Source organism: Micromonospora sp. NPDC085948, assembly GCF_040686315.1.
GTDB lineage: Bacteria > Actinomycetota > Actinomycetes > Mycobacteriales > Micromonosporaceae > Micromonospora.
Genome location: NZ_JBFBJW010000005.1, coordinates 500550 through 526823, shown reverse-complemented (window position 1 = coordinate 526823; position 26274 = coordinate 500550). Strand labels below are relative to the sequence as shown.

Below are 26274 nucleotides of genomic sequence, written 5' to 3'. Positions count from 1 at the left end.
CCGCCCGAGCAGGCTGCCGCCGTCTCCCGCGCCGTGCTGAAGACGATGGCCGAACGGGTGACCGATTCCGGGAGATGGTGTCGCGGTTGCCGCGCGACGACGACGGTGCTGTCGGCCCCGTCCCGCCGGAACCGTGTACGCGCTCAACCCACGGCGCAGAGCGTGGTCCGCGGCGAGCGACCCGATGTCTCTGGCCGGGAAATTCCTCTACGCAATGAATGCGCGACCGCAAAAATGGCCCCTGATGATCGTTCTAGGTGAAAATCCGCCGCTGCGCCAGGGGGATGATCGGACGACTTTCGTCATCCCTCGTCTGATCACCCGCTAGCCCTTCGGGTCGACTCTAGTCAATGATCTTCCGCGCCAGGCGTTGAGTCCTATGCTCGCTCCATTGTGAATTCCTGGGGGGGATCATGATCAATGTAGCCGGTCGCGGCGTGTCCATCTTGTGTGGAGCGATGTGCGCGTCCTGAGATGGAAAATTCAACGCTGATCCATCGCTTCGGCGATGCCACTACCGCCCGGCCCAACCATCCCGCCGTGCTCGGTGACACCGGCCCGCTCGACTACGCCGGCCTGGCCGGCCTGGCCGGCGGCCACGCCGAGCTGCTGGCCGGGGCCGGCGTTCAACCCGGCGACCGGGTCGGACTGTTGACCACACACGGGGCCGGCACCATCGCCGCGATGCTGGGCACCCTCGCCGCAGGCGCCGCCTACGTGCCGCTCGACCCGGGCTTCCCGGAGCAGCGACTGCGCCAGCTCGTCGACGGCGCCGACGTCACCGTGCTGCTCAGCGGGGGCGAGCACACCGAGCTGGCCCGCCGGCTCGCCACCGACCGGCCCGGCACGCGGGTCGTCCCCGCCGTCGACGTGCGGCCGGCGTCACTGCGGCCGGTGTCGGTGGACCCGGACGCCCTCGCGTACGTGCTGTTCACGTCCGGCTCCACCGGCCGGCCCAAGGCGGTCGGGCAGACCCACCGCAACCTGCTGCACGTGGTGGACAACCAGATCGCCACCCTCGACCTGCGTCCGGACGACCGGCTCAGCCTGCTCGCCTCGTTCAGCTTCGACGCGGCCATCCCCGACCTCTACCCGGCGTTGCTCACCGGCGCCGCCGTCGTCCCGGTCGATCTGCGCCGCCACGGGCTGGCGTACGCCGTCGCGCAACTGGCCCGGCACGCCGTCACCGTCTACCACTCCACCCCGACGGTCTTCCGGTACCTGCTGGACACTCCCGGCGTCGACCGGCTCGACCGGGTCCGGGTGGTGCTGCTCGGTGGCGAACAGGCCAGCTACGCCGACGCCGCCCGCGCCCAGGGTCACTTCGCCCCGGGTTGCGTGCTCGTCAACGGCTACGGTGCCACCGAGATGACCTTCGCGGCCCGGTCCGTGTTGCCGCTGGCCGACGTCGACCGTACGGCCACCGGGCCGCTGCCGATCGGCACCGCCCTGCCCGGGTACGCGCTGCGGCTGACACCGGACGGCGAGATCGTGGTGCGCGGCCGGCACCTCGCCCCCGGCTACCTCGACCAGGTCAGCGACCGGTTCGGGCTTGACCCCGACGGGGTGCCCGCGTACCGCACCGGCGATCTCGGCGAGCTGCTGCCCACCGGCGAGCTGCGCTGCCTCGGCCGCCTCGACCGGCAGGTCAAGGTGCGCGGGTTCCGGGTCGAGCTGACCGAGATCGAGTCGGTGCTCGCCGCCGAACCGAGCGTCGCCGAGGTGCGTGCCATCGCCCGCGACGGCGAGCTGCTGGCGTACGTCCGGTCGACCGGGACACCGGTGGACCCGGCCGCGCTGCGGGCCGCCCTGGCCCGGCAACTACCCGAGTACGCACTGCCCCGCGCCGTCGTGCCGGTCGCCGAGTTTCCGCTGACCGTCAGCGGAAAGATCGACGAACGGGCGCTGCCGGCGCCGGCCCGGGCCGTGCTGGCCGAGGATCGACCGGCCAACCCGACCGAGCGGATCGTGCACGACATCTGGTGCACCGTGCTCGGCCGGGACGCTGTCGGCCGCACCGACAGCTTCTTCGACGTCGGCGGGCAGTCCCTGCTGCTCGGCCAGGTGCAGCAGCGACTGACCGAACGGTTCGGGGTCCGGCCGCCGCTGCTGCGGCTCTTCGACCATCCGACGGTCGCCGCCCAGGCTCGACTGGTCGACCCGCCGCCGTCCGCCGACCTGCCGGCCCCGCCCGTCGCGACCGCCTCGGCGTCCACCGCGTCGGCGTCCACCGGCGGTGCGTACTCCTCGTCGGTCGGCGTCCGCGAGTACACCGGCGAGGAGATCGCCGTGGTCGGGCTCGCCGGCCGGTTCCCGGGAGCGGCGGACGTGGCCACCTTCTGGTGGAACCTGTGCGCCGGCGTGGACGCCATCCACGACCACAGCGACGAGGAGTTGGCGGCGCTGGGCGTCGGCCCCGGGCTGCGCGCCGACCCCCGGCACGTGAAGGCCACCGGGCGGCTCGACGGCATCGCCGACTTCGACGCGGAGTTCTTCTCCTTCGGCGACCAAGAGGCCGCCCGTACCGACCCGCAGCACCGGCTGTTCCTGGAGACCGCGTGGGAGGCGCTGGAGGACGCCGGCCACGACCCGACCCGGTTCCCCGGCCTCGTCGGCGTGTACGGCGCCACCTCCGTCAACCGTTACTTCCTCTTTCACCTGATGGACAACCCGGCCGTGATCGGTGACGTCGATCCGGACGACTGGGAGGCCCGCCTGATCGGCCGGCAGCTCACCGACCACCTGCCCGGCCAGGTGGCGTACCGGCTGGGGTTGACCGGGCCGGCGGTGGCCGTGCAGAGCGCCTGCTCCAGCTCGCTGGTCGCGGTCTGCCTGGCCGCGCAGAGCCTGGCCGACTACCAGTGCGACATCGCTCTGGCCGGTGGCGTGAGCGTCACCTGGCCCCGGCACCGGCACACCCCCGGTGGCCTGGCCTCACCGGACGGTCGCTGCCGGGCCTTCGACGAGGCCGCCCAGGGCGCCGGCTTCGGCTCCGGGGTCGGGGTGGTGGCGCTGCGTCGGCTCGCCGACGCGCAGGCCGACGGGGACCGCGTCCTCGCGATCCTGCCCGGCTGGGCGGTCACCAACGACGGTGCCGACCGGGCCGGCTACGCCGTCCCCGGGCCGGCCGGGCAGGCCGCCGCGGTGACCGGCGCGCTCGCCGCCGCCGAGGTCGCCCCGGGCGAGGTCCGTTTCATCGAGGCACACGGCAGCGGTACGCCGCTCGGGGACGCCATCGAGGTGGCCGCGCTGCACGAGGTGTACGCGGGCGCCGCCCCCGCCGAGACCTGCGCGCTCGGCTCGGTGAAGACCACCATCGGTCACCTCGACGCCGCGGCCGGCATCGCCGGGCTGATCAAGGCGGTGCTGGCCGTACAGCACGGGGTCATCCCGCCGAACCTGCACTTCACCCGTCCGCACCCGGAGATCGATCTGGCCGCCGGTCCGTTCTACGTACCGACGAAGGCGCGGGACTGGCCCGACGTGCCGCGCCGGGTGGCCGGGGTCAGCTCGTTCGGGCTGGGCGGCACCAACGCGCACGTCGTGGTGGAGCAACCACCCGCGGTCGAGCCGGTCGACACCGGGTCGGCCAGCGCCCACCTGCTGCCGGTGTCGGCGCGTACCCCCGCGGCTCTGCGGGCGGCCCTGACCCGGCTGCGGCGGCACCTGGCGGGCACCGCGCCCACGCTGGCCGAGGTCGCCGCGACGTTGGCGCTGGGCCGACGGGAGTTCGGCTGCCGGGCCGCGGTGGTCGCCACCACCCCGGCCGACGCGGTCGCCGCGCTCGACGCGTTACTGGCGACGGACACCCGAGTGGCCGGTCCGGCCGGCCCGCTGCGCGACCTGGCCGCCGGTTGGGTGACCGGCCGGTCCCTGGACTGGACGGCCCTGTACCCGGCCGACGGCGTCCGACGAACCTCGCTGCCCACCTACCCCTTCCAGCGGCAGCGGTACTGGATCGAACCTCCTCAGAAAGGTGTTCGGTGAACTGGTTCCTCTCCGCCGGCAGCCGCGATCCGGCACCGGTGCAATTGTTCTGCCTGCCCTATGCCGGCGCCGGAGCCGGCGCGTTCCGCAACTTTCCGGGCCGATTCGGTCCGGACGTCGAGGTGCTGCCGGTGCAGCTCCCCGGCCGGGAAAACCGGATCAGCGAGGACCCCCGGTTCCGGGTGGTCGACGTGGCGAGCGCCATCGCCGGGCGGGCCACCGGGCCCTACGCCATCTACGGCCACTCGATGGGCGGCCGGCTCGGCTTCGAGGTGGTCCGCGAGCTGCGCCGCGCCGGGCGTCCACTGCCGCTGCGGCTCTACGTCGGCGGCGCCCGCGCACCGCACGTCACCGCGCCCACCATCTTCGACGGGCTGTGCCAGGTGGACGACGACGAGCTGCTGCGCCGGCTGGGGGCCGGCGGCGGCCTGCCCGCCGGCGTGCTGGAGCACCCCGAGCTGGTCGACCTGCTGCTGCCGCTGCTGCGCGCCGACTTCGAGCGGGTGGACACCTACCGGTACCGGCCCGAGGAGCCGCTGCCGGTGCCGATCATCGCGTTCACCGGCCGGCGCGACCCGGCGGTGACCCGGGAGCAGAGCGCGGCCTGGCGGGAGCACACCGCCGCCGGCTTCACCCTGCACGAGCTGGACGGCGGGCACTTCTTCCTGCACGACGCGTTGCCCGAGCTGGCCGACGCGATCCGCGCCGACCTGACCGCGGCGCTCACCGCCGAACCGCCGGCCGCCGCGCCGAGGGCGGCCGCCGCCGCGCACCGGGGCCCGCTGGGCGACACCGGCTGGTCGGTGTGGCGCGACGCGGTCCTGCGCAGCACCGGCTTTCCGGCCGACGGGCTGACCCTGCTGTCCGCGCCGCACGCCGCCGCGGCGGCCGACGAGCTGCTGACCACCGGCGCCGGCGCCGACGTTTTCGACAAGGAGTTCGCCGAGGCGCTGTCCACCGCCACCCGGCGGATCACCGAGCTGGCCGCCGACCCGCTGCTACGCGAGGCGGTCACCTGGCAGAACCGGGGGGTGCTGCCCACCCTGGACGGGCTGGTCCGTGGTGGCCCCGACGCTCCCCGCAACACCCGTAGACGCGAGCGCGAACGGGCCGTCGTCAGGTACTGGCAGCGCTACTGCGGCAAGAACGAGACCGTCGGCTTCTTCGGCCCGAACTGCTGGGTCACCCTCGACCCGGAGCTGCCGGTCGCCGCCGAGGTCCGGCCGGGCGCGGCGCTGACCCGTGACCGCTGGGTGTGGTTCGAGTCCTGGGCGCTGACCGTGTACGCGCAGCGGATCGCCGAGGACCTGGCCGTCCGCCGTTGGTGGGCACCCCAGCTCGCCCCGCACCTGAGCCTCGCCGGCCGGGAGGTGCGCCGGCCGGGTCGACCCCCGGTGCCCCTGTCGCCGGTCGAGGCGGCACTGCTCGGTGCCGCCGACGGCCACCGCCCCGCCCACGAGCTGGTCACCGACCCGGCCGTCGGTCTGCGTCGGCCGGAGGACGGGTACGCGCTGCTCGACCGGCTGGTGCAGCGGGACCTGGCCACCTGGGACGCCGCGCTGCCGGTGAGCCCGGCCGCCGAGGAGGTGCTGCGGCAGCGGATCACGCAGGTCGGCGACGCCCCCGCGCGGGCCGTCGCCCAGGCCGGCTTCGATCGGCTGTGCGCCGCCCGGGACGCGGTCGCCGCCGCGGCCGGCGATCCGGACCGGCTGCACGCCGCGCTGAACGCGCTCGACGAGACGTTCACCGACCTGACCGGGCAGCCGGCGCAGCGCCGGGCCGGGCAGATGTACGCCGGTCGGACGCTCTGCTACGAGGACACCAGCCGGGAGCTGGACGTGGTCTTCGGCGCACCGCTGCTGGACGGGATCGCCGCCCCGCTCGCCGTGCTGCTGCGGGCCGCCCGCTGGCTGGCCGGCGCCTTGGAGGAGGCGTACGCGGTGGTGTTCCGGGAGCTGTACGACGAGCTGCGCGCCGAGGCCGGCGACGCCCCGGTGGCCCTGTCCGACCTGTGGTTCCTGGTCCAGGGCATGTTCTGGGGCAGCGGGCCGCGCCCGGTCGACGCGGTGGCGGGCGACTTCGCGGCCCGCTGGGCGGGGCTGTTCGGGCTGGCCGACCTGCCGCCGGGCAGCACCGACGTCCGGCTGGACGTGGCGGACCTGGCCGCCCGGGTCGACGAGGTCTTCCCCGTTCTCCGGCCAAACTGGTCGAACTCCCGGCTGCACAGCCCCGACCTGCAGATCTGCGCGGCCGACGCCGACGCGCTGGCCCGCGGCGACTACACCGTGGTGCTCGGCGAGCTGCACGCCGCTTGGCCGTCGTTCGACTGTGCGGTGCTCACGGCCGCACATCCGGACGTGGAGCGGCTGCGCGACGCGCTGGCGGCCGACCTCGGCCCGAACCGGATCCGGCTGCTCTATCCCACCGACTGGCCGCGCCGCACCAGCCGGGTCGCCGAGTCGCTGATCGGCCCCACCGACCGGCAGGTGGCCTTCGCGTCCGCGCCCAACGCCGACCCGGACCGGGTGCTGCCCACGGTGGCGCTGACCATGCGGGACGAGGACGGCCGACTGACGGTCGTGGCCCCCGACGGGCAGCGCTGGCTCCTGACCGAGGTCTTCGCCGGGCTGCTCAGCCTGCACGCCGTGGACGGGTTCAAGCTGGTCGCGGCCGCCCCGTACACCCCGAGGATCACGCTGGACCGGCTCGTGGTGGCCCGGCAGACCTGGCGGACCACCGTCGGCGCGTGCGACTTCGGCGCGGCGAAGGGTGAGCGGGCCCGCTTCCTGGCCGTACGGGACTGGCGACGCCGGTTGGGCCTGCCCGAGCAGGTGTACGTCAAGCTCGGCACCGAGACCAAGCCCTGCTTCGTCGACCTGAGCAGCCCCGCCTTCGTTGACATGTTCTGCGTGATGGTCCGGGCGGCCCGGCGTGACGGCGGCGACGACACGACGGTGGTGGTCAGCGAGATGCTGCCCACCGAACAGGACGCCTGGGTGCCCGACGGGGCCGGTCGGCGCTACTTCAGTGAACTGCGACTGCACATCGTGGACGCCGACGAGCCGGAACCGGTCCGATGAGTCACGTGCTGCCACTGGGCGGGACGGGCTGGTCGGTGTGGCGGGACGTGATGCTGCGACAGCTGGGTGACCGACGCGCAGGGCCGCGGCCACGTCAGTGAGCTGCGCCCGCAGATGACCGATCCGAACAGCTATCCCGGGGGGAACGGGTGACCGACCTACTGTTCAGCAACGCCGTACGGGGCGAGACCCTGCCCTGGCCGGACGCGACGATCGCCGAGCTGGTGGTCGCGCAGGCCGCCCGTACGCCGGGCGCGACGGCGGTGCGCCAGTGGGACAGCCGGCTCAGCTATGCCGAGCTGCTGTCCCAGGCCGCCGGGGTGGCTGCCGCGCTGCGCGCCCGCGGCGTCGGCCGGCAGAGTCGGGTGGGAGTGTGCGGCAGCCGCCGGCCCGAGCTGGTGGCGACCGTGCTGGGGGTGTTGCTGGCCGGCGGTTGCTACGTGCCGCTGGAGCCGGGCGGCCCGCGTCGGCGGCTTCGCGGGATCGCCGCCGACGCGGGCATCTCCCTGGTGGTCGGCGACGCCGCCGAGACCGAGTTCGGTGACGCCCCCGGCGTCGAGGCGGTCGGGTTGCCCGGCCCGGCCCCCCTCGCGCCCTGCCCGGCCCGGCCCGGCGACCCGGCGTACGTGCTGTTCACCTCGGGCTCCACGGGTCGGCCCAAGGGTGTGCTCACCAGTCACCGCAACGTGGTGGAGTTCGTGACGGGCGTGGCCGCGTTGAGCGGTGCCGACGCCGGCGTACGCAGCCTCGGCCTGGCGTCGCTCGGCTTCGACGCGGCCACCATCGACCTGTTCGTGCCGCTGCTGCTCGGCGGGACGGTGCAGCTCCTCGGCGCATCGGATCGCGCCGACCCGGTCCGGCTGACCCGGTTCGTCATCGAGCACGAGGTCAACTGGGGTTTCATCACGCCCACCGTGCTGGCGATGTTGGACCCGGCCGAGCTGACCGGCTGGCGTACGGTGCTCTGCGGCGGCGAGGCGGTACCGGCCGCGCTGGCCGCCCGCTGGGCGCCCGGCCGCCGCCTTCTCAACGCGTACGGCCCCACCGAGACGACGGTGCTGGCGGTCAGCGGCCCGTTGAGCGCCACCGAGGCCGACCCGGTACCGATCGGCCGGCCGATGCCCAACCACCGGGCGTACGTGGTGGACGCGGTGCTGGACCCGGTGCCGCCGGGCGAGACCGGTGAGCTGCTGATCGGCGGGCCCGGGCTGGCCGACGGCTACCTGGGCCGGCCGGCGCTGACCGCCGAGCGGTTCGTTCCGGACCCGTTCTCCGGGCTGCCCGGCGAGCGGTTGTACCGCACCGGCGACCTGGTGCGGCAGGACCCGGACGGGCGGATCGTCTACCTGGGCCGGGCCGACCGGCAGGTGAAGATCCGCGGGCAGCGCATCGAGCTGGGCGAGGTCGAGGCGGTGCTCGCCGACCTGCCCGGGGTGACCGGGGTGGCCGTCGAGGCGGTGCCCGGTCCGGCCGGCACCGAGCTGGTCGCGTTCCTCACTCCGGCGGATGCCCCCGACGACGCGCGGCTGCGCGCGTACGCCGGCAGTCGGTTGACCACGGCGATGCTGCCGGCCCGGGTGCTGCGCAGCGCGGCCCTGCCGATCAGCCCGATCAGCGGCAAGCTGGACCGCCTCGCGCTGCGCGCCCTGGCCGCGGCCCGCACCGCCTCATCCGCCGACACCGTCGCTCCGGAGGTGCCCGGTGGCCCCCTCGCGGCGGCCGTGGCCGGCATCTGGACCCGGCTGCTCGGCGCGGCACCCGGGCCGGCGACCGACTTCCTCGCCGCCGGTGGCAACTCCATCGCGGCGATGCGCCTGGTCGCCGCGCTGCGCGCCGAGCTGGGCCGGCAGCTCGACACCCGTGCGGTGTTCACCGAGCGCACCTTCGGCCGGCTCGCCGAGCGGGTGGCCGCCGCACCCGTCGGCGACGACCGGCTGAGCACCGGCAACCCGCCCACTCTCTCCCCACCGCAACGCCGGCTCTGGTTCGTCGACCAGCTCGCGCCGTCCAGCGCGCCGTACAACATCGCGGTGGCGCACCGGCTGCTCGGCCCGCTGGACATCGCGGCCCTCGGCGCGGCACTGCGGACCGTCGCCGAGCGGCACGACGTGCTGCGCTGGCGCATCCCGCAGACCGCCGGGGTGCCCTACGCGGTCTGCGCCGAGCCGACCGACGTGGCGGTGCCGGTGGTCGACCTGACCGGCAGCGCCGAGCCGAAGGCGGAGCTGGCCCAGATGCTCGCGGCCGGTGCCGCGCATCCGTTCGACCTGGCCACCGGGCCACCCTGGCAGGTGACCGTCTACCGGCTCGGCCCGGCCGAGCACGTGCTGGCCGTCACCTGGCACCACGCCGTCTTCGACGGCTGGTCGGAGCGGATCTGCTACGACGACCTCGCCGCCGGGTACGCCCAGGCGGTGGCCGGCACGGCGCCCACACTGCCGGCGCTGCCGGCCCGGTACGCCGACTACGCGGTGTGGCGTGCCGAGCGCGACCGGCTGCGGGGCGGGCCCGACCTGGCCTGGTGGACGGGGCACCTGGACGGCGTGCCGACCGTGCTGGAACTGCCCCGGGACCGGCCGCGGCCGGCGGTGCAGACGTACGCCGGGGCGGAGGCGGCGGTCCGGCTGCCCGCCGACACCGACCGCGCGGTCCGCGAGCTGGCCGAGCGTCGCGGCACCACGGTCGCCGCGGTGCTGCTGGCGGCCTTCGGTGAGCTGATCGCGCGGCTCACCGGTGGCGACGACCACGTGCTCGGGGCGATCGTCGCCGACCGGCGGTTGGCCGCCTTCGACGACGTCATCGGCTTCTTCATCGACACGGTGCCGGTGCGGGTCCGCACCGGCGGGGTGAGCTTCGCCGAGCTGGTCGACCGCTGTGCCGGGGAGTTGCACGAGGTCACCGCCCACCCGGGGGCCCCACTGGAACGCATCGTCGAGGCGCTCGGCGTCGGCCGGGACACCGCCCGCGCACCGCTGGTGCAGGTGCTGTTCAACGTGCTCAACTTCGCGCCGCCCGCGCTGACGTTGACCGGGTTGGCCGCCGAGCCGGTGCCGGTGCCCAAGCCGGGCTCGCCGTTCGACATCACCGTCTACGTGGTGCAGCACGGCGGTCGTACGGGCGTCGAGGTGGTCTACAACCCGGACCTGTTCGACGCCGGGCGCGTCGACGACCTGCTCGCCGACCTGGCCGAGCTGGTGGGCGCGCTGGCCGCGGCGGCGGACACGCCGGCCCGCGAGGTCGCCACCGCGCTGCCCCGACCCACCGTGCGGGTGCCGCAGCTCGGCGCGATGACGGTCGCCGGCGGTGACCCGGTCGGCCCCCCACCCGCGCTGATGCCTGTCGGCCCGGACGGGCTCACCGAGACCGAGGAGCTGATCGCCGGGATCTGGCGGGAGGTGCTGGAGCACGACCGGGTCGGGGTGACCGACAACTTCTTCGACATCGGCGGGCACTCGCTGGCGCTCGCCGCCGTGCACGCCCGGCTGACCGCCGCGACCGGCCGGTCCATCCGAATGCTCGACCTGTTCCGCCACCCCACCGTCCGAGCGCTCGCCGCCAGCCTCGACGGTGCCGCCGACCGGCCGGAGCTGGCCCGGGCCGCCCTGCGGGCCGCCGCACGCCGCGGCCGTACCCGTCGTAACCCACCTCGCCGCCCCGGCGGCTCCGCGTGACGAAGGACAGCCTGATGAGCAACCCGACCGCAGCCGACCAGTCCGACGACGTCACCGAGTCACCTGAGCACGGCATCGAACCGATCGCGATCGTCGGCCTGGCCGCGCGCCTGCCCGGTGCCGCCGACGTCCACGAGTTCTGGCGCAACCTGGTCGACGGCGTGGAGTCCACCACCGAGCTGACCCGGGAGGAGCAGCTCGCCCGGGGCGCGACGCCCACGGAGGTCGACGACCCGGGCTGGGTCAACCGCGCCCCGCTGGTCGACGGCTACGACGAGTTCGACGCCACGCTGTTCGGGATGACCGCCCGGGAGGCGGAGCTGACCGACCCGCAGCACCGCCTGTTCCTGGAGTCCTGCCACACCGCGCTGGAGGACGCCGGCTACGACCCGGCCCGCTACGACGGCGCGATCGGCGTGTACGCGGGCACCGGCGGCAACACCTACCTGCACCGCTACGTGTTGCGTAACCAGCGGGTCGGCGGCAACCCACACGGCACGGTCTCCATCGCCACCGGCAACTCGCCGAACTACGTGGCCACCAACGTGTCGTACCGGCTGGACCTGCGCGGGCCGAGCCTGACCGTACACACCGCCTGCTCCACCTCGCTCGTCGCGTTCCACCTGGCCTGCGAGTCACTGCGCAACGGTGAGTGCGACATGGCGCTGGCCGGCGGTGTCAACATCGAGCTGCCGCACGTCGGCTACCTCGGCATGGAGGGCTTCACCTCGCCCGATGGCCGGTGCCGCCCGTTCGACGCCGCCGCCAACGGCACCGTGTGGGGCAGTGGCGTCGGGGTGACGCTGCTCAAGCGGCTCTCCGACGCGATCGCCGACGGTGACCACATCCGTGCCGTGGTCCGGGGCAACGCCATCAACAACGACGGCGCCGGCAAGGTGGGCTTCACGGCGCCCAGCGTCGACGGGCAGGTGGCCGCGATCGCCCAGGCCGTCGACATGGCCGACATCGACCCGCGCACCATCAGCTACGTCGAGGCGCACGGCACCGGCACCGCGATGGGCGACCCGATCGAGGTCGCCGCGCTCTCCGCCGTCTACGGCCGGGACACCGACGAGCGGGGCTGGTGCGGCATCGGGTCGGTGAAGTCCAACATCGGCCACCTCAGCCAACCCTCGGGCATCGTCAGCGTGATCAAGACGGTGCTCGCCATGGAGCACGGGCTGATCCCACCGACGATCAACTACGAGACGCCGAACCCGGCGGTCGAGTTCGCCGACACCCCGTTCTACGTGGCGAACACCCTCGCCAAGTGGGACACCGACGGCGGGCCGCGCCGGGCCGGGGTCAGCTCGTTCGGCATCGGCGGCACCAACGCGCACGTCGTGCTCGAGGAGGCGCCGGCGGCGTACCGCACCGACCGCCGGGTGCGCCCGGCGCATCTGCTCCAGGTCAGCGCGGCCACCCCGGGCGCCCTGGACGCCGCGGTGCAGCGCCTCGCCGCCCACCTGGACGGTGCCGCGGACGCCGGGCCCGCGTACCTCGCCGACGTCGCGCACACCCTGCGTGCCGGCCGCCGCCCGCACCCGCACCGCCGCGCGGTGGTCGCGTCGGATCTCCCCGGCGCCGTCACGGCCCTGCGCGCCCCGAAACGCGGAGCGCAACCATCGACCGGGGGCCGAGCCCCGAAAGTCGCTCTCCTGTTCTCCGGTCAGGGTTCCCAGTACGCCGGGATGGGCGCGCAGCTCTACGCCGAGCAGCCCCGCTTCGCCGCCGTCGTCGACGAGTGCGCCGAACTTCTCCTGCCCGACCTGGGCATCGACCTGCGTGACCTGATCCTCGGTCGGGATCCGATGGCGGGGGAGAGGCTTACCGAGACCCGCTACACCCAGCCGGCGCTGTTCACCGTCGAGTACGCCCTGGCCGCGCTCTGGCAGGCCACCGGCGTACGCCCGGCCGCGATGATCGGCCACTCGATCGGTGAGTACGTCGCGGCCACCGTTGCCGGGGTGCTGAGCCTGCCGGACGCGCTGCGGGTGGTCGCCGCCCGGGGCCGGCTGATGCAGTCGCTGCCCACCGGGTCGATGCTCGCCGTCTCGCTGGATGAGTCGGCGGTCGCCGACATGCTGCCCGACGGGCTCTCGGTGGCCACGGTCAACGGGCCGGGGACCTGCGTGGTGGCCGGCGAGACCGCCGCCGTCGAGGCGTTCGCGGCGACGCTGACGGCAAAGTCCAAGATGCTGCGCACCTCGCACGCGTTCCACTCGCCGATGATGGAGCCGATCCTCGCCGAGTTCACCGCGCTGATGGGCACGGTGTCGCTGCGCCCGCCGACCGCGCCGTTCCTCTCCAACGTGACCGGCACCTGGATCACCGCCGAGCAGGCCACCGACCCGGCGTACTGGGCGGCGCACCTGCGCCAGCCGGTCCGCTTCGGCGACTGTGTGGCCACCCTGCTGGCGGCGGGCACCTGGCAGTTGGTCGAGTGCGGTCCCGGCCGGCAACTGGCCAGCCTGGCCCGGATGCAGGTCGCCAAGGCAGCGCCGGAGCAGCGACCGCTCATCCCGCTGGGCAGCCTGCCCGCCGCCGGGGAGACCACCGGCGACCTGGCCGCTCTGCTCGGCACCGCCGGCGCGCTCTGGTGCGCCGGGCTGCCCGTACGGTTCGACGTGGACCCGGCGGCGCGGCGGGTGCCGCTGCCCAGCTACCCGTTCGAGCGCCGCCGCTACTGGATCGACCCGGACCCGGAGCAGCAGGTCGCCGCCGCTCCGGTGGAGACCGGGCCGCGTCCGCTGCCCGAGTGGTTCGCGGTGCCGGTCTGGCGGCAGGCCGCGCCGCTGCCGCCGACCGGGTCGCTGGGCCGCTGCCTGGTGCTGACCGCGGGCGCGCGCGGCGACGCCCTGGTCGCCGGCCTGCGGGCCGCCGGTGCCGACCCGATCCCGGTACGCCCCGGCGACGCCTTCACCGCCGACGGCGGCTACCGGCTGCGCCCCGGGGTGCGCTCGGATCACGAGGCGCTGGTCGCCGCGCTCACCGCCGACGGTGGACTGCCGACCCGGCTGGTGCACGCCTTCACGCTGGACGGTGCGCCGACCGGCACCGATATCGCGGCCACCTGGGCGGCCCAGGAGCTGGGCTTCTTCAGCGCCCTGCACCTGGTGCAGGCGCTGGCCGGCGCCGGCCTGACCGGCGAGGACGGCGACGTCGTCCTGGATCTGGTCACCGCCGGCACCGGCGATGTGCGCGGCGACGACCTGCGCCGCCCGGAGCACGCCACCCTCGCCGGGCTGGCCCGGGTGCTCCCGGCCGAACTACCCGGGTTGGCCGTCCGGCTGGTCGACGCGGACCCGGCCGACGACGACGTCACCGCGCTGGTCGCCGAGCTGCGCCGTCCTCGGGAGCCTGAGGTCGCCCTCCGTGGGGGCCGGCGTTGGGTGGCCGACGTCGAGCAGGTGACGCTCGACGCCGAGGGGGAGCCGGGCGCGCTGCGCGACGGCGGCCGGTACCTGATCACCGGTGGGCTCGGCGGCATCGGCATCACCCTGGCCGAGGACTTCGCCACCCGCGCCCGCGCCAAGCTGGTGCTGCTGGCCCGCTCCGGGCTTCCGGAGCGGGAGCGGTGGGACGACCACCTCGCCGTGCACGGCGACGACCGGGCCGGTCGGGCCATCGCGGCGATCCGCCGGATGGAAGCCGCCGGCGCCGAGGTGCTGGTGCTCGCCGCCGACGTCACCGACCCCGCCGACCTGCGCCGGGTCCGCGACGCCGCGCAGGCCGCGTACGGCGGCATCGACGGCATCGTGCACGCGGCCGGTCTGCCTGGCGGTGGAATGGTCGAGGTCAAGGAGCGGGCCGAGGCCGAGCGGGTGCTCGCTCCCAAGCTCGCCGGCACGCTCGCCCTGGCCCAGGTCTTCGGCGACCTGCCGCTGGACTTCGTGGTGCTCTGCTCGTCCATCACCGCGGTGGTCGGCGGCTTCGGGCAGGTCGACTACTGCGCCGCGAACGCGTTCCTGGACGCGCACGCCCGCTCGGGTGCCGGCTGGCGGGCTCCGGTGCTGTCGCAGAACTGGGGCGGCTGGGCCGAGGTGGGCATGGCGGTGGAGACCGCCGCGCCGGCCGGGTTCCGGGCTGCCGGCCGCGACACGGTGACCAGCACCGTCGACCACCCGGTGCTCACCACGAAGGTCAGCGGGCCGACGGAGACCGTGCTGCACGGCCTCGTCTCCGCCAGCACCCACTGGCTGCTCGACGAGCACCGGATCGCCGGCGTACCGGTCGTACCGGGCACCGCCCACCTGGAGTCGGTGCGGGCCGCGGTGGCCGCCGCGATGCCCGCGCCCGACGGGGAAGCGGCAGTGGAGCTGCGCGACGTGGTCTTCCTGGAGCCGTTCGCGGTGCCCGACGGCACCATCGCCCAGTACCGGGTGGAGCTGACGCCGGCCGACGACGGCGGCACCGACTTCGCCGTCCGGAGCCTGGCCAGCGGTCTCCTGCGCACCCACGTACGGGGTGCAGCCGGCTGGACCGACGAGCCCACCCCGCCGGCCCGCCGCGTCGAACCGACCGGTCGGCGGGTGGACGACGACGCGTCCTTCGGCCGGGGTCGCACCAGCATGCTCACCTTCGGGCCGCGCTGGGCAGCCTTGAACGAGCACCATCTGGCCGACGACACCGAGCTGGCGGTGATCGAGGCCCCTGCCGCTGCGCGCGGTGACCTGCCCGCCTGGGGCCTGCACCCCGCGCTGCTGGACGTGGCGACCGCGTTCGGCCGGGGCCAGGGCAGCGGCGCCTACCTGCCGCTGTCCTACGGCCGGATCGTGGTGCGCGGGCCGCTGCCGGCCCGGTTCACCAGCGAGCTGCGACACCGGCCCGGTAACACCGACGAGGTGGTCGCCGCCGACCTGTCACTGCGCGACCCGGACGGCCGGGAACTGGTCGCGATCAGCGACTTCGTGCTGCGCCGGGTCGACCAGGGTGCGGTCACCGGTGGCCTGATCGAGACGTCCACGGTCGATGCCCCGTCGTTGGCCTCGACCGAGGACATCCGGCCGGTGGACGGTGCGGAGGCGTTCCGCCGCAGCCTCACCGCCGGTCTCGGCGCCCAGGTCGTCATCGCCACCCGGACGGTGGCCGACATCCGGCATCGGGCCGGTCGGGTCACCGCCGACGACCTCGCTGGCGACGACACGGTCACCGGCTCGACCCGGTCCGGCCTCGGGGACGGCGGCGCCGCACCGGGCACCGAGCTGGAAAAGACCATCGCCCGGGTGTGGGAGGACGGGCTCGGGGTGGCCGAGGTCGGCGTCGACGACGACTTCTTCGCCCTGGGCGGCAACTCCCTGGTCGCGGTGCAGCTCATCGCGGCGATGCGCAAGGCGACCGGCGTGCGACTGCCGATGCGCAGCCTCTTCGAGACCCCCACGGTGGCCGGGCTCGCCGCCCGGATCGAGGAGCTGCGTGCCGCCGACACCGACGATCCGGCCGCCCCGGCGCCGACCTCCGCCATCCCGCGACTGCCCCGCGCGTAACGAGAATCAGGAGTAGACAGCAATGAGCGACACGATCGCCACGCTGCCCGTGGTCGTCGAAGCCGACGGCCGGGCGCTGACCGAGCTGATCACCGATCGCCGCGCCGAGCTGCGGGCCACCCTGGCCGACCAGGGTGGGCTGCTGTTCCGCGGCTTCGACGTGGGCGGGGTGGACGGCTTCGACCAGGTGGTCCGGGCGTTGTCCGGGGAACCACTGACCTACACCGAGCGGTCCTCGCCCCGGCACGCCATCAAGGGCCGGGTGTACACCTCGACCGACTACCCACCGGACGAGGAGATCTTTCTGCACAACGAGAACTCGTACCAGGCGCGGTGGCCGTTGACCCTGTTCTTCTACTGCATCACCGCGCCGCAGACGCTGGGCGCCACCCCGTTGGCCGACATCCGTCAGGTCTACCGGGAGATCGACCCGGCGGTACGCGAGGAGTTCGTACGCCGGCGCTGGATGCTGATCCGGAACTTCCACGAAGATTTCGGCACCACCTGGCAGCACGTGTTCGGCACCGATGATCGTGGCGAGGTGCAGGCGTACGCGGCGGCGAACCGGATCACGCTGGAGTGGGTGGGCCGGGACGGGCTGCGTACCCGTGCGGTGCGTGACGCCGTGCACCTCCGCCCCGGCTCGGACGTTCCCCGCTGGTTCAACCACGCCACCTTCTTCCACGTGAGCAGCCTGGCGAAGGACCTCCAGGAGGGCCTGCTGGACATGTTCGGCGCCGACGGGCTGCCGTCGAACACCTACTACGGCGACGGTGGCGAGATCCCCGCCGACGTCCTGGACCACCTGCGGGCCGCCTACCGGGCCGCGAGCGTCCGCTTCGACTACCACCGCGACGACGTGCTGGTGGTCGACAACATGACCGCCGCGCACGGCCGGGAACCGTTCACCGGCCCCCGCAGGATCGCCGTCGCGATGGCCGAACCGCACACCCCTGACACCAACGGAGAGCAGTGATGGCCGAGCCCCGATTCCTGGTCGTGCGCAACGACGAGGAGCAGTACTCGATCTGGTCGGCCGAGCGGGACCTCCCGGCGGGATGGCACGACACCGGCTTCGCCGGCACCCGCGAGGAGTGCCTGGCGCACATCGACACCGTCTGGACCGACATGCGTCCCCGCTCGGTACGCGAGGGGGCCCAGTGAGCGCGAGGAGTGCAGCGGAGCGGAGCCCCGCAGTCGCGAACGAAAGGCGGCAACGATGAGCAAGGAGTGGACCTTCCCGGCGTCCTTCGCCCAGGAGCGGGTGTGGACGGCCAACCAGCTCGACCCCGGGTCGCCGGTCTACAACGTCTCCGCGCCGTGGCGGTTCCCGGTCGGCGTCACCGCCGCACAGGCCACCGAGGTGTTCGGCCAGGTCGTCGCCCGGCACGAGTCACTCCGTACGCACCTGCGGATCGTCGACGGCGCGCTGGTGCAGGTGGTCCGGGCCGTCGAGCCGTTGGAACTGCCGGAGTTGGACCTGACCGGTCTGCCCGCCGACGAGCGGGAGACCCGCCACGACGAGACCCTCGCCGAGCTGGCGCGTAGCCCGATCCCGCTGGACACCCCGCCGCCGTGGCGGGCCCGGCTGGTCCGGTTCGCCGCCGACCGGGTCGGGTTGCAGTTCGTGGTGCACCACGCGGTCTTCGACAGCCACTCGGCGGTGCTCTTCTACGCCGAGCTGACCGCGTTCACCCGGGCCGCGCTGACCGGCGCACCCGCCGACGTGCCCGAGCTGCCCATCCAGTACGCCGACTTCGCCGTCTGGCAGCGCGACCAGCTCACCGACACCGAGTTGGAGCGGCAGCTCGCCTTCTGGCGCGGTCACCTGGCCGGTGCGCCGGCGGTGACCGGCCTGCCGCTTGACCGGCCGCGCCCAGCCCAGCTCGGCTTCGTCGGTGACGAGGTGCGCTTCGACCTCCCCGACGGGCTGCTGGACCAGGTCGGGAGGCTCGCCGCCGGCACGTCGACCACCCCGTACATGGTGCTGCTGGCCGCCTTCGCGGCGCTGCTCTCCCGGATCTCCGGTGACCCCGAGGTGGTGGTGGGCGTCTCCACCGCCGGCCGCGACACCGCCGAGCTGACGCCGCTGATCGGTATGTTCGTCAACCCGGTGGCGCTGCGGTGCGACCTCACCGGCGACCCGAGCGTCACCGAGGTGCTCGGCCGCGTCCGGACCGGCCTGGTGGACGCGATGGAGCACGGGCAGACCCCGTTCCAGCGGATCGTCGAGGCGGTCGCCCCGCAGCGCGACCCGTCGGTGCAGCCGGTGTTCCAGACCGCGCTGAACCTGATCCCGGACTCCGGCCTGGACCCGGTGCCGCTGGGCACCACCAAGGACGACCTGGCCTTCGACATCACCGGCGGCACCAGCCGGCTGGTCTACCGCACCGACCTGTTCGACCGGGCCACCGCGGAGGCGGTCGTCGCCCGCTACCTGCGGCTGCTCACCGCCGCCGTGGCCGACCCGGGTACGCGGCTGTCGGCGCTGCCGCTGCTCGACGACGCCGAACGTGACCTGCTGCGCGCCTGGACCGACACCGGGCACGCGGTCGCCCCGATCACCCTGGTGGCCGAGGTGGAGCGGCAGGTCGTCGCCACCCCCGCCGCGATCGCGCTGGTCTGCGACGGGGAGGAGCTGAGCTACGCCGAGCTGAGCGCTCGGGCCAACCAACTGGCCCGGCTGCTGGTCGAGCGCGGTGCCGGCCCGGAGACCCGGGTCGCGCTGCTGCTGCCCCGCTCGGTGGAGTTGCTGGTGGCCATCCTCGCGGTGCTGAAGGCCGGTGCCGCGTACCTGCCGGTGGACACCGGCTATCCGGCGAAACGGATCAGCTACCTACTGACCGACGCCGAGCCGACGCTCGTGCTGGCCACCGCGGAGACGGCCGCGCTGGCCCCCGCCGACGCACTGGTGCTGACCGACACGACCGCCGCCGACCTGGACTCCGCCGACCTCACCGACGACGACCGCCGTACGCCGTTGCGTGCGGAGCACCCGGCGTACCTGCTCTACACCTCCGGCTCCACCGGGCGGCCCAAGGGCGTGCTGGTCGAGCACCGCGCGGTCACCGCGTACCTGGCCTGGGCCCGGGACACCTACCCGGGGCTGGCCGGTGTCGCGCTGCTGCACTCACCGGTCTCGTTCGACCTGACCGTGACCGGGCTGCTCGGCCCTCTCACCGCCGGGGGCACGGTCCGGTTCGCCGGCATCGACACCCCGGCGGCGCGGGCCGGTGGTCGGCCGACCTTCCTGAAGGTCACCCCCAGCCACCTGCCGCTGCTCGACGACGCCCTGTCGCCCACCACCGATCTGGTGATCGGCGGGGAGGCGCTGACCGGCGAACAACTGGCTGGCTGGCGGGCCAACCACCCCCGGGTGGCGGTGATCAACGAGTACGGCCCGACCGAGGCGACCGTCGGCTGTGTCGCGGCCCGGATCGCCCCCGAGCAGCCGGTCTCCGCCGGGCCGGTGCCGATCGGCCGGTCCACCTGGGACACCCGGGTCCACCTGCTCGACGCCGCGCTGAACCCGGTGCCGCCGGGTGTGGTCGGTGAGCTGTTCATCGCCGGGGCGCAACTGGCCCGGGGCTACCTGGGCCGGCCGGCGCTGACGGCCGAGCGCTTCCTGCCCTGCCCGTACGGGCCGCCGGGGGAGCGGATGTACCGCACCGGGGACCTCGCCCGATGGCGGGCCGACGGGGCACTGGAATACCTGGGCCGCCGGGACAACCAGGTCAAGATCCGGGGGATGCGGGTCGAGCTGGGCGAGATCGAGTCGGTGCTGCGCGCCCGCGCGGACGTGGCCGAGGCCGCGGTGGTGGTCCGCGCCGACAACGGCGAGCCGACCCTGGTCGGCTACCTGGTCGGCCGGGTCGACGAGGCGACGCTCGCCGCAGACCTGGCCCAGGAGTTGCCCGCGCACCTGGTGCCGAGCGCGTTCGTCCGGTTGGACGCGCTGCCGCTGACGCCGAACGGCAAGCTGGACACCGCCGCGCTGCCGGCACCGGCCGCCGCCACCGCCGACGGCTTCCTGGCCCCGCGTACCGACGCCGAGGTGCTGGTCGCCGAGGTCTACGCCCAGATCCTGCAACTGGAGAAGGTCGGCGCGCTCGACGACTTCTTCGCCCTCGGCGGCAACTCGCTGCGCGGCATGCGGGCGATGGCCCGGATCCGCGCCGAGGTGGACGTGGAGCTGCCGATGCGGGCGCTGTTCAGCAGCCCGGTGGTGGCCGACCTGGCCGCCCAGATCGAGCAGCGGATCGCCGCCGAGCTCGACGAACTCTCCGAAACCGAGGTCGCCGCGCTGCTCGCGGCGGAGAAAGACATCCCCTGATGACCGACGTGAAGGACTCGGCCCGCGACGCCGCCCGGCAGGCGCTGATCGCCCAGCGGTTGCGCCGCCGGTCAGGCAGCCCGCCCGCCGCGCGGATCACTCCCCGCCCGCCGGACGCCGAGGTGCCGCTGTCGTACGCGCAGGAGCGGGTCTGGTTCATGGACCAGCTCGCTCCCGGCGAGGCGGCGTACCACATCGCGGTGCCCGTGCGAGTCCGTGGCCCGCTGGACGTCGCGGCGCTGCGCCGCGCGCTGGCTGACCTGACCCACCGGCACGAGTCGCTGCGCACCCGGTTCCCGGCCGACTCGGACGGCCGGCCCACCGTGGTGCTCGACGAGGTCGTCGAGGTGCCGCTGACCGTGGTGGACGCCGCCGACGACACCGCCGCCCAGGCACTTGTCGACCAGGCGGCCGTCGAGCCGTTCGACCTGGCCAACGGGCCGCTGCTGCGGGCTCTGCTGATCCGGCTGGCCGCCTGCGACGATAATCCGACCTCCGCGCCGCAAGACGGCACTCCGGACCGGATGAACGTCGACGAGCACGTGCTCTTCCTCGGCCAGCATCACATCGTCGGTGACGGCTGGTCCGTGGACGTGCTGCTGCGTGACCTGATCGCCCGCTACCGCGACCGGGAGCTGCCCGCCCTGCCGGTGCAGTACGGAGACTTCGCGGTCTGGGAGGCACGGGAGCTGGCCGGGCCGGGCGCGCTGCGGCACGTGGACTGGTGGAAGGAGCGCCTCGCCGGGATCACCCCGCTGGAGCTGCCGCTGGACCTGCCGCGGCCGGCAACCCAGACGTACCGGGGTGACTTCGTCGAGTTCACTCTGGACGCCGCCGCCACCGAGGGGCTGGCCGCGCTGACCCGTGCCTACGGCGGCACGATGTTCATGACGCTGCTCGCCGCGTACCAGGTGTTCCTGGCCCGGCACGCCGGGCAGGACGACTTCGCGGTGGGCGCGTCGGTGGCCGGCCGGTCCGCTCCGGAGCTGGAGAACCTGGTCGGCATGTTCATCAACATGCTGCCGATGCGTGCCGAGTTGGCCGGCGACCCGACCTTCACCGAGCTGCTGGATCGGACCCGCCGCGCGGTGCTGGACGGGCTGGAGCACGGCGAGGTGCCGTTCGCCCGGGTCGTGCACGAGCTGGGTCTGCCGCGTGACGTCAGCCGCTCACCGGTGTTCCAGGCGATGTTCGTGCTCCAGAACTACGAGATGGGCCGGTTCGAAGGGGTGGCCGAGGACGCCGACGTCGGCTTCGAGTGGCATCCGATGGAGCTGCGCGCCACCCGCTTCGACTTCGAGCTGCACGCCGTCGAGACCGGCAACGGGCTCTGGGGCAAGTTGGTCTTCAACACCGACCTGTTCACCCGGGCGACCATCGAGCGGATGGCGCACCGGCTCACCACGCTGCTGCGCGCCGTGGTCGCCACCCCGGATCTGCCGGTCTCCGCGCTCGATCTGCTCGCACCCGCCGAGCGGGAGCTGGTGGCCGGGTGGAACGACACCGCCCACGATTTCCCCCGGCAGCAGACGCTGCACGCCCCGATCGAGGAGCGGGCCGCTCGTACTCCGGACGCGGTGGCGCTGCGGTTCGCCGGCCGTTCGGTGACGTACGCCGAACTGAACGCGGCGGCGAACCGGGTGGCGCACCGGCTGCGCGCCTGCGGGGTGGGCCCGGAGACCCTGGTCGGTGTCTGCGCGGAACGCTCGGTGGAGCTGGTCGCGGGCCTGCTCGGCGTGCTCAAGGCCGGCGGCGCCTACCTGCCGTTGGACCCGGAGTATCCGGCGGACCGGCTGGCCTTCATGGTCACCGACGCCGCCGCGCCGGTGGTGCTGGTGCAGGCACACCTGCGCGACGTGCTGCCGACGACCGACGCCACCGTGCTCGCCCTGGACGACGAGGCGGTCTGGGCCGACCAGCCGACGAGTGACCCGACGCCGACGGCCGGCCCGGCGCACCTCGCGTACGTCATCTACACCTCCGGCTCGACCGGCCGGCCCAAGGGTGTGCCGAACACCCACCGGGGCATCGTCAACCGACTGGACTGGATGCAGCGCACCTACCGGCTCGGCGCCGACGACGCGGTGTTGCAGAAGACCCCGGCCAGCTTCGACGTGTCGGTGTGGGAGTTCTTCTGGCCGCTGCGCGAGGGCGCGCGGCTGGTGCTGGCCGAGCCGGGCGGTCACAAGGACGCCGGCTACCTGCGCGACCTGCTGGTGTCCGAGCGGGTCACCACCGCCCACTTCGTCCCGTCCATGCTCACCGTCTTCCTCGCCGAGGACGGCGTCGAGGCGGCCACGGCGCTGCGCCGGGTGATCTGCAGCGGTGAGGAGTTGCCGCTCGCCGCCGCCCGGGACTTCACCGCCCGGCTGCCCGGCTGTGGCCTGCACAACCTGTACGGGCCGACGGAAGCGGCGATCGACGTCAGCTCCTGGGCGTGTGACCCGGCGCTGCTGGTCGAGGTGGTCAGCGTGCCGATCGGTGCGCCCATCAGCAACGTGCGGCTGCGGGTGCTGGACGCCCGGGGCAACCCGTGCCCGGTGGGAGTCGCGGGTGAGTTGCACATCGGGGGGGTGGGGCTGGCCCGCGGCTACCACCGTCGGGCGGCGCTGACCGCGGAGCGGTTCGTGCCCGACCCGTTCTCCGGCGAGCCGGGTGCCCGGCTGTACCGTACCGGCGACCTGGCCCGCTGGCAGGTCGCGCCCGGTGACCGGCCCGGCGGTGTGCTCGAGTTCCTCGGCCGGATCGATCACCAGGTCAAGCTGCGCGGCCTGCGCATCGAGTTGGGCGAGATCGAGAGCGCGCTGCGCGCCCAGCCCGGGGTGACCGAGGCGGTGGTGCTGGTCCGCGAGGACACCCCCGGCGACAAGCGGCTCACCGGGTACCTGGTCGGCGCGGCCGAGCACGACGCGGTCAAGGTGGCGCTCAAGGAGACTCTTCCGGAGTACATGGTGCCGGCGGCGTTCGTCACCCTGGACGCCCTGCCGTTGACCCCGAACGGCAAGCTGGACCGCAAGGCGCTGCCCGCGCCGGTCGTCACCCGCGCCGCGTCGGTGGCGCTCGTGGAGCCGCGCGACGACACCGAACGGCTGCTCGCTGGGATCTGGTCCGAGGTGCTCGGTGTGGCCACCCTCGGCATCGACGACGACTTCTTCGACCTGGGTGGGCACTCGATGCTCGCGACCCAGGTGGTGGCCCGCATCCGCAAGGCCGAGCATGGTGGGCGGCCGGTCGGCGTGATGGACCTGTTCCAGCAGCGGACCGTCCGCGACCTGGCCACGTTCATGTCCGGTGGCGGTGGCGACGGGCCCCGTCGGCTGCTCTACGAGCTGACCAAGCCGATCTCGCCGGCCCAAAGAGTGATCACGTACGTCTGCGTGCCGTACGGCGGTGGCAGCGCGATCGTCTACCAGCCCCTCGCGGACGCGCTGCCGGCCGGGCACGCGCTCTGGTCGCTGGCCATCCCCGGGCACGACGTGGGGCTCACCGAGGACGCGCTGCCCTTCGACGAGCTGACCACCCGGGTCGCCGAGGAGATCATCGAGCGCATCGAGGGCCCGCTCGCCCTGTACGGGCACTGCGGCGTGGGCAGCGCGATCGTCGCCGAAGTGGCCCGCAAGGTGGAGGCCGCCGGGCGGGAGCTGACCGCGCTCCACATCGGTGCGATGTTCCCGTTCGCCCGGCCCAAGGGCCTGTTCGCGGCAGTGCGCACCAAACTGGAGAAGCTGCGCAGCAACAAGCACTACGCGAGCTGGCTCAAGTCGATGGGTGTGGACACCGACGAGCTGGAGCCGGAGCAGGCGGACCGGATCATCAGCAACATGCGGGCCGACTCCCGGGCTTCCGAGGAATACTTCACCGCCCTGCTCGACCGGGGCGCGGTGAAGCTGCGCGCCCCGATCATCTCGGTGGTCGGCTCGGAGGACCCGGTCACCGACTACCACATCGAGCGGTACGCCGAGTGGCAGTTCCTCAGCGACCGCCTCGGGCTGGTGGTGCTCGACCAGGCCGGGCACTTCTTCCTCAAGTACCGCGCGCAGGAACTGGCCGAGATCGTCACCCAGGTGCACCCGGCGCTGATCGCCGGCGACGTCGGCGAGCTGACCCCGCAGGCACGGGGCGAGGACGCCGGCTGGGCGGTGGCCGACACCCGGGGCGTCGCCGCCGTCGTCGTCCCGGACAAGCCGGTGGTCCGGCCCAGCATGGCCCGCTTCGTGTCGGTCACCGTCGGGCAGCTCGTCTCCACCACCGGTTCGGCGCTGACCGCGTTCGCCCTGCCGATCTGGCTGTTCACCCGCACCGGCTCGGTGACCGACCTGGGTCTGCTCTGGGCGTTGGCGCTGATCTGCGGCGTGCTGGTGCTGCCCATCGCCGGGGCGATCACCGACCGGATCAGCCGCCGCAGAATCATGATGATCGCCAGTTGCAGTGCCGGTTCGGTCCAGCTCGTGCTGGCCGCGTTGCTCTGGACCGACAACCTGGCGCTCTGGCACATCTACGGCCTGGTGGCGCTCAGTCAGGTGGCCGGCTCGTTCCAACGGATCGCGTTCCAGTCGGCGGTGCCGCAGTTGGTGCCCAAGCGCTACCTGGGCCACGCGATGGGCATCACCCAGCTCTCCAACGGGTTCGCCATGCTGCTGATGCCGGTCTTCGCAGCCGGCCTGCTGGCCGCGATCGACCTCAAGGGCATCCTGCTGCTCGACGTGGCCAGCTATCTGATCGCGGTGGTGACCCTGTCCGTGGTCCGCTTCCCCGACCTGCTCGGATGGCGACCCCGGGAGCGACTGCTGGTGGCGATCGCCAACGGCCTGCGCTACTCGTGGCGGCACCGTGGCTTCCGGTTGATGCTGGGCTACTTCGCGCTGGGCAACATCTTCCTGGCGCCCGCGCTGGTGCTCACCACCCCGTTGGTGCTCTCCTTCGGCAACGCGACGCAGGTGGCCCAGGTGGCCCTCGCCGAGGCTCTCGGCGCGGTCGCCGGCGGTGTACTCATGTCGCTCTGGGGTGGTCCCCGCAACCGACGCATGATCGGCGTGCTGATCGGCAACCTCGGCACGGCGGTCGGCTGCGTCCTGGTCGGCCTGGACGCGTCCGTGGCGATGATCTGCGTCGGTGCGTTCTGGCTGGCCATGTCGATGACCACGGCACAGTCCATCTACGCCACGATCGTCCAGGTCAAGGTGCCGCAGCGCTATCACGGCCGGGTGTTCAGCCTCAACCAGACCATCTCCTGGTCGACGCTGCCCATCGGGTTCGCGCTGATCGCCCCGGCGGCCACCCGCCTGTTCGAGCCGCTGCTCGCCCCGGACGGGGCTCTGGCCGGGTCGGTGGGCGCGGTGATCGGCACCGGTCCGGGTCGGGGCATCGGCTTCGCGTACGTCTGCTTCGGCGCGACGCTGATCCTGATCACCCTGGGCGGGTTCGCGATCCGGCTGCTCCGCCGCTTCGACCTTGAGGTCGCGGATTCGCTGCCCGACGACCTGATCGGTGCGCAGGAGCGGGAGCGTCGGCTGGCGGCCCGGGCCGCGCAGCGCGAGGAGGAACGGGTGCCGGTCGGCGTGTGACGAGGAAGGCGGCTTGAACGGCGTCGGCGAACACCTGCCGGGTGATGGCGCGGGGGGGCGATGGCTTCGGGGCAGTTGCCCGCGGCATGGTCGACATTGGACGCCGCCAGCGGCACCCTCTCGTACCGCCCGTCCGATCAGCTGCGGGGAGAA

Annotated in this window: 8 protein-coding genes; all 8 read left to right on the top strand. The window is 73.7% G+C overall.

The window, feature by feature from the left end:
* Positions 1 to 474 precede the first annotated feature (474 nt).
* The 8 genes from AB0O48_RS17310 to AB0O48_RS17275 all read left to right on the top strand — a co-directional run bounded on the left by AB0O48_RS17310 (position 475) and on the right by AB0O48_RS17275 (position 26121).
* Entirely contained in the window at positions 475 to 3987 is a 3513-nt protein-coding gene (locus tag AB0O48_RS17310) for an AMP-binding protein (RefSeq protein WP_365066604.1), read from the top strand.
* The gene (locus tag AB0O48_RS17305) at positions 3984 to 7067 is read left to right on the top strand and encodes a thioesterase domain-containing protein (protein WP_365066601.1); all 3084 of its coding nucleotides are present in this window, start codon (positions 3984 to 3986) and stop codon (positions 7065 to 7067) included. Before AB0O48_RS17310 ends, AB0O48_RS17305 begins: the two co-directional genes overlap by 4 nt.
* Before the next feature lie 149 nt (positions 7068 to 7216).
* On the top strand, positions 7217 to 10738 hold the full coding sequence (locus tag AB0O48_RS17300) for an amino acid adenylation domain-containing protein (protein WP_357570490.1): 3522 nt from the start codon (positions 7217 to 7219) through the stop codon (positions 10736 to 10738).
* 14 nt (positions 10739 to 10752) lie between these two features.
* A complete protein-coding gene (locus AB0O48_RS17295; RefSeq protein WP_365066597.1) occupies positions 10753 to 16224 on the top strand; it encodes an SDR family NAD(P)-dependent oxidoreductase in 5472 nt (1823 codons plus the stop codon).
* A gap of 22 nt (positions 16225 to 16246) precedes the next feature.
* Positions 16247 to 17200 carry a TauD/TfdA family dioxygenase gene (locus tag AB0O48_RS17290; protein WP_365066594.1) on the top strand — a complete coding sequence of 318 codons (954 nt, stop codon included), beginning with the start codon at positions 16247 to 16249 and terminating at the stop codon, positions 17198 to 17200.
* Positions 17200 to 17388, top strand: a complete 189-nt coding sequence (locus AB0O48_RS17285; protein ID WP_357240545.1) for an MbtH family NRPS accessory protein — start codon at positions 17200 to 17202, stop codon at positions 17386 to 17388. The genes AB0O48_RS17290 and AB0O48_RS17285 overlap by 1 nt, the downstream gene beginning before the upstream one ends.
* A gap of 55 nt (positions 17389 to 17443) precedes the next feature.
* Complete coding sequence (locus AB0O48_RS17280) at positions 17444 to 20557, top strand: amino acid adenylation domain-containing protein (protein WP_357570488.1); 3114 nt, start codon at positions 17444 to 17446, stop codon at positions 20555 to 20557.
* A complete protein-coding gene (locus tag AB0O48_RS17275) occupies positions 20557 to 26121 on the top strand; it encodes an amino acid adenylation domain-containing protein (RefSeq protein WP_357570487.1) in 5565 nt (1854 codons plus the stop codon). Before AB0O48_RS17280 ends, AB0O48_RS17275 begins: the two co-directional genes overlap by 1 nt.
* The last annotated feature ends 153 nt before the right edge of the window (positions 26122 to 26274 follow it).

Coding starts and splice junctions, on each gene's coding strand:
- AB0O48_RS17295 (WP_365066597.1), top strand. CDS start 10,753: ATGAGCAACCCGACCGCAGCCGACCAGTCCGACGACGTCACCGAGTCA.
- AB0O48_RS17280 (WP_357570488.1), top strand. CDS start 17,444: ATGAGCAAGGAGTGGACCTTCCCGGCGTCCTTCGCCCAGGAGCGGGTG.
- AB0O48_RS17285 (WP_357240545.1), top strand. CDS start 17,200: ATGGCCGAGCCCCGATTCCTGGTCGTGCGCAACGACGAGGAGCAGTAC.
- AB0O48_RS17310 (WP_365066604.1), top strand. CDS start 475: ATGGAAAATTCAACGCTGATCCATCGCTTCGGCGATGCCACTACCGCC.
- AB0O48_RS17290 (WP_365066594.1), top strand. CDS start 16,247: ATGAGCGACACGATCGCCACGCTGCCCGTGGTCGTCGAAGCCGACGGC.
- AB0O48_RS17275 (WP_357570487.1), top strand. CDS start 20,557: ATGACCGACGTGAAGGACTCGGCCCGCGACGCCGCCCGGCAGGCGCTG.